A 4,817-nucleotide genomic window follows, 5' to 3' on the forward strand; every position below is an offset into this window, starting at 1 on the left:
GAGTTGGGATACCAATCTACCAATTTTGAAGTTGGATTGGCCAAAGTGTCGATTGTTGGGTCAGGAATGGTTTCAAATCCAGGGGTTGCTGCACAAATGTTCGATCGCCTCCGCAAAGAAGGAATTCCCGTGAAAATGGTCAGTACTTCGGAAATTAAAGTTTCGGTTGTTGTACCTGAAAGTGCGATGCTACAAGCCACAAATGCATTGCATGATGAATTTGGATTAGCTGCCGTTCGAGTATAAAAACATTTCATGATATGATGAAAATAGTTTCATAATCATCATGAGAGGCAGTGAAAGAAATGAACTGGCATATCGTGGAGGATTTAATCAAAAAAGCACAACGTGATGGACAGTTTGACAATTTGCCGGGAGCCGGGAAGCCGTTGCCGCCGGATGAATTTGCCCATTACCCAGAAGACATTCGTATGGTAATGCGCATTTTGAAGAACTCAGGGCATGACGATGAAGCTCAATTCGTGAAAGAAGAAATGAGCGACTTACAGCATCAAATGAAAAAAGCCACACAACGAGAAAAAACAGAACTTGAACAGCAATATAATCAAAGACTCACCCAATTGAACCGTATGTTATCGCAAAAAGGAATCAAAACAAATAGTAATGTTTTTAAACAATATCAGTCTCAATTGGATAACAGATTGAATTGGGATTGAAAAAAGCGGACAGACACTCCATTTGGAAGTGACTGCCCGCTTTCTTTTTAGCTTTAAACCGATATTCATTGTCTAGTCAACGAACCTATTAAACTTTTTCTTTTAGATCCCATTTCACATGGAATTGAACGGCGTTTTTCTTCAGTTGTTTTTCTTCAAAGCATTCTGTCATAAAGCCACCCAGTTTTTCTTGCTGCTGAGCCAGGAATCCTGCTTCCAGTCGGAAACAACGTTTCTCAATCTGCAGGGCATCGGGTTCTCCAGTCAATACATAAAATGCTTCATCTTTTGTACTTTGTTCAAGTGTTAGAATGCCCCAGCCCGCTTCTTGAAAAAAAGATGTCGTTTCTTCCATGGAAAACATCTGGAACTTGCGGGCTAAATCTTTTCCGGCCCAATATAAAATATCTTCTTCGTGTTTCCCTAAAATTGTCGAAAGTACATGATCTCGAATTAATTCGTAACCAAAAGTGGGTACCTTTTTTGTCTCTGTCATTGTCATCTGAATCCCGCTTTCTGGCTTAATTGCCTTCAAACTTTTTTAATATAAGAATTTTTCATGGACAAGGTAGTTAAAATAATACAACACCGAGAATTTACATGATTTAAATTGCCTTATGTAGTGGGCTTCCTTGCCTTGACGCTCCCTTATGATGGGAGTACAATAAACATGTCATAATATTGTACCATGATGAGATATGCAGTCAATGTTGCTTTCGTTCCATACGAAGGTCTGATCTTGTCTGCCTATTTTCAGTACTGAGGGGGGTAACAGTCTTGTCGAAAGATCGTGAATTTTATTTGCGCCGTTTACATTCTTTACTTGGAATCATTCCAGTAGGATTGTTCGTGACGCAGCATTTGGTTGTTAACCATTTTGCTACAAGAGGAGAAGAGGCTTTTAACAAAGCATCTCACTTCATGGAAAGTTTACCATTCGTATTGTTTTTAGAATGGTTTGTCATCTACATTCCATTGATGTTCCATGCGTTCTATGGTGTGTACATAGCCTTTACTGCGAAAAATAACACACAGCGTTATGGTACATTCCGTAACTGGATGTTTGTTTTGCAACGTATTACCGGGGTCATTCTAGTCGTGTTTATCGCATGGCATTTATTCGAGACACGATTCCAAAAAGCAATTGGTGCTGATGAAGTTAACTTTGACATGATGGCTGATATATTAGCAAATCCATTAATGTTTGTATTCTACGTGGTTGGTGTTGTATCTGCAACATTCCATTTAGCTAACGGTATTTGGTCATTCTTGGTAAGCTGGGGTATCACTCAATCACCTAGGTCACAACGAATTTCAACTTACGTGACGATCGGTATCTTCTTAGCATTGACAGTAATCGGCGTTCGTGCACTTCTTGCATTCGTGTAATAAGTTTCTGAAATTGCTTGATTACTATTAAAAAGAGGAGTGAGAAGAATCATGGCAAAAAGTAAATTGATTGTTGTCGGCGGTGGTCTAGCTGGTTTAATGGCAACAATGAAAGCAGCAGAAGAAGGAACAACAGTAGAATTATTCTCATTAGTTCCTGTTAAACGCTCACACTCAGTGTGTGCTCAGGGCGGAATTAACGGAGCATTAAATACAAAAGGTGAAGGCGATTCAACTGACAATCACTTTGATGATACAGTATACGGCGGGGATTTCCTTGCGAATCAACCACCAGTAAAAGCATTGGCAGAAGCAGCACCTGGAATCATTCGATTATTCGATCGTATGGGTGTTATGTTCAACCGTACACCTGAAGGGTTATTAGATTTCCGTCGTTTCGGGGGAACAATGTTCCATCGTACAGCTTTCGCAGGCGCTACAACTGGTCAACAATTGCTTTATGCACTTGATGAACAAGTACGTCGCTACGAAGTTGACGGTCTTGTAACGAAATACGAAAACTGGGAATTCCTAGGTGCAATCTTAGATGACGACGGCGTTTGTCGCGGAATCATGGCTCAAAACTTGAAAACTATGGAAATCCGTCCTTTCCGTGGTGACGCTGTCATCATGGCAACAGGTGGTCCTGGTATTATTTTTGGAAAATCAACAAACTCTATAWTCAATACAGGCTCTGCAGCTTCAATTGTTTATCAACAAGGTGCAACCTACGCAAATGGCGAATTCATTCAAATTCACCCTACAGCGATTCCAGGAGATGACAAACTTCGTTTAATGTCCGAATCAGCGCGTGGTGAAGGTGGACGTATTTGGACATATAAAGACGGTAAACCTTGGTACTTCCTTGAAGAAAAATATCCTAGTTACGGGAACTTGGTACCTCGTGATATCGCAACTCGCGAAATTTTTGATGTGTGTGTTAACCAAAAACTTGGGGTTAACGGCGAAAACATGGTATTCTTGGATCTTTCACACAAAGACCCGAAAGAATTGGATATCAAGCTTGGCGGAATCATTGAAATTTATGAGAAATTCACAGGTGAAGATCCCCGTAAACTTCCAATGAAAATCTTCCCAGCAGTCCATTATTCAATGGGCGGACTATGGGTTGACTACGATCAAATGACAACTATTCCTGGTTTATTTGCTGCAGGTGAGTGTGATTACTCTCAACATGGCGCAAACCGACTTGGAGCAAACTCATTACTTTCTGCAATTTATGGCGGAATGGTTGCAGGTCCTAACGCAGTTAAATATATGAGTGGACTAAAAACTCATGCTGAAGATATGCCATCAACAATTTTTGATGCACACACGGCTGCAGAGCAACAAAAATGGGATGAAATTATGTCACTTGACGGTACTGAAAATGCATATGTCTTGCATAAAGAGCTTGGCGAATGGATGACAGATAACGTAACAGTAGTTCGTTATAACGACCGTTTACAAGCAACTGATGAAAAAATTCAAGAACTTCTTGAGAGATTTAATAATATCAACATTAATGACACTCAAAAGTGGTCCAATCAAGGTGCTACTTTCGCGCGTCAATTGAAAAATATGCTATACTTAGCTCGCGTTATTACGCAAGGTGCATTGTTACGTGATGAWAGTCGTGGTGCTCACTACAAGCCAGATTTCCCAGAACGAGATGATGAGCAATTTATGAAAWCAACTATGGCGAATTTTGATCCAGCTACTGGAGCGCCGGTCATTCATTATGAAGAAATAGATGTTTCATTAATTCCACCACGTAAACGTGACTATTCATCGAAAGGGGATTAATAATCATGAACGCAACAGCAACTAAAACCGTCGTTTTTGAGATCCTTCGTCAAGACTCTACGGATTCTACCCCGTATTGGGAAAAATTCGAGTTAGATTATCGTCCAAATATGAACGTTATTTCTGGATTAATGGAAATTCGTCGTAATCCAGTAAATACAGATGGTAAACACACAACACCTGTAAACTGGGATATGAACTGTTTGGAAGAAGTATGTGGAGCATGTTCGATGGTCATCAATGGCCGTCCACGTCAATCATGTACAGCTCTAGTTGATAAATTGGAGCACCCTATTCGCTTAGAACCAATGAAAACATTCCCTGTTGTACGCGACTTAATTGTTGACCGTTCACGTATGTTTGATTCATTGAAAAAAGTTAAAGCTTGGGTTCCAATAGATGGATCTTATGATCTAGGCGATGGACCACGTATGCCTGAACGTAAACGTCAATGGGCATATGAACTATCTAAATGTATGACTTGTGGCGTTTGTTTGGAAGCTTGTCCAAACGTAAACACAAATTCAGATTTCATGGGCCCAGCACCGTTATCACAAGTACGTCTTATGAATGCGCATCCAACGGGTGCTATGAATAGAGACGAGCGTCTAAATTCCATCATGGGTGATGGCGGACTTGCAAACTGTGGTAACTCTCAAAACTGTGTAGTCGCATGTCCTAAAGGAATTCCTTTGACTACTTCTATCGCAGCTCTAAACCGTGACACTACGGTTCAAATGTTCAAAAACTTCTTCGGAAGCGACCACATGGTTGACTAAGAAGAGCTTAATTTGTCAGCCTCCCGCATTTTGCGAGAGGCTGCTTTTTTGTTTAAAGAAGTGTGCGGTGGGAGTTAAGTTACAGAAATCGCTCCGAATTCCCGAAAGTTGCTCCAAAATCGAAGCGAAGCCAATTTTTTAATCCAATAATTCCGTCAGAATTAGG

The 4,817-nt window shown here is 40.5% G+C and carries 6 protein-coding genes; 5 read left to right on the forward strand and 1 reads right to left on the reverse strand.

Annotated elements, in window-relative coordinates:
* Both AC1DSB_RS14505 and AC1DSB_RS14510 read left to right on the forward strand, forming a co-directional pair.
* A partial coding sequence (locus AC1DSB_RS14505) for an ACT domain-containing protein (protein WP_477586964.1) occupies positions 1–246 on the forward strand: 246 nt, incomplete at its 5' end.
* Between the two features lie 59 nt (positions 247–305).
* Positions 306–677 carry a DnaJ family domain-containing protein gene (locus AC1DSB_RS14510; RefSeq protein WP_477532048.1) on the forward strand — a complete coding sequence of 124 codons (372 nt, stop codon included), beginning with the start codon at positions 306–308 and terminating at the stop codon, positions 675–677.
* 88 nt (positions 678–765) lie between these two features.
* On the opposite strand, the gene AC1DSB_RS14515 is transcribed toward AC1DSB_RS14510, so the two are convergent.
* Positions 766–1,179: a YslB family protein gene (locus tag AC1DSB_RS14515; protein ID WP_477532047.1), complete on the reverse strand. Its 414-nt coding sequence runs from the start codon at positions 1,177–1,179 to the stop codon at positions 766–768.
* 275 nt (positions 1,180–1,454) lie between these two features.
* On the opposite strand from AC1DSB_RS14515, the gene AC1DSB_RS14520 reads away from it, so the two are divergent.
* From AC1DSB_RS14520 to sdhB, 3 genes are read left to right on the forward strand one after another with little or no spacing between them, the layout of a single operon-like run.
* Positions 1,455–2,066, forward strand: a complete 612-nt coding sequence (locus AC1DSB_RS14520; RefSeq protein ID WP_016426743.1) for a succinate dehydrogenase cytochrome b558 subunit — start codon at positions 1,455–1,457, stop codon at positions 2,064–2,066.
* 51 nt (positions 2,067–2,117) lie between these two features.
* Positions 2,118–3,872: a succinate dehydrogenase flavoprotein subunit gene (sdhA, locus tag AC1DSB_RS14525; protein ID WP_477586965.1), complete on the forward strand. Its 1,755-nt coding sequence runs from the start codon at positions 2,118–2,120 to the stop codon at positions 3,870–3,872.
* A gap of 5 nt (positions 3,873–3,877) precedes the next feature.
* Positions 3,878–4,651, forward strand: coding sequence for a succinate dehydrogenase iron-sulfur subunit (gene sdhB, locus AC1DSB_RS14530; RefSeq protein ID WP_477532046.1), 774 nt, complete (start codon positions 3,878–3,880; stop codon positions 4,649–4,651).
* Positions 4,652–4,817 lie beyond the last annotated feature (166 nt).

The sequence above is a fragment of the Paenisporosarcina sp. P4_E4_2 genome (assembly GCF_056401595.1).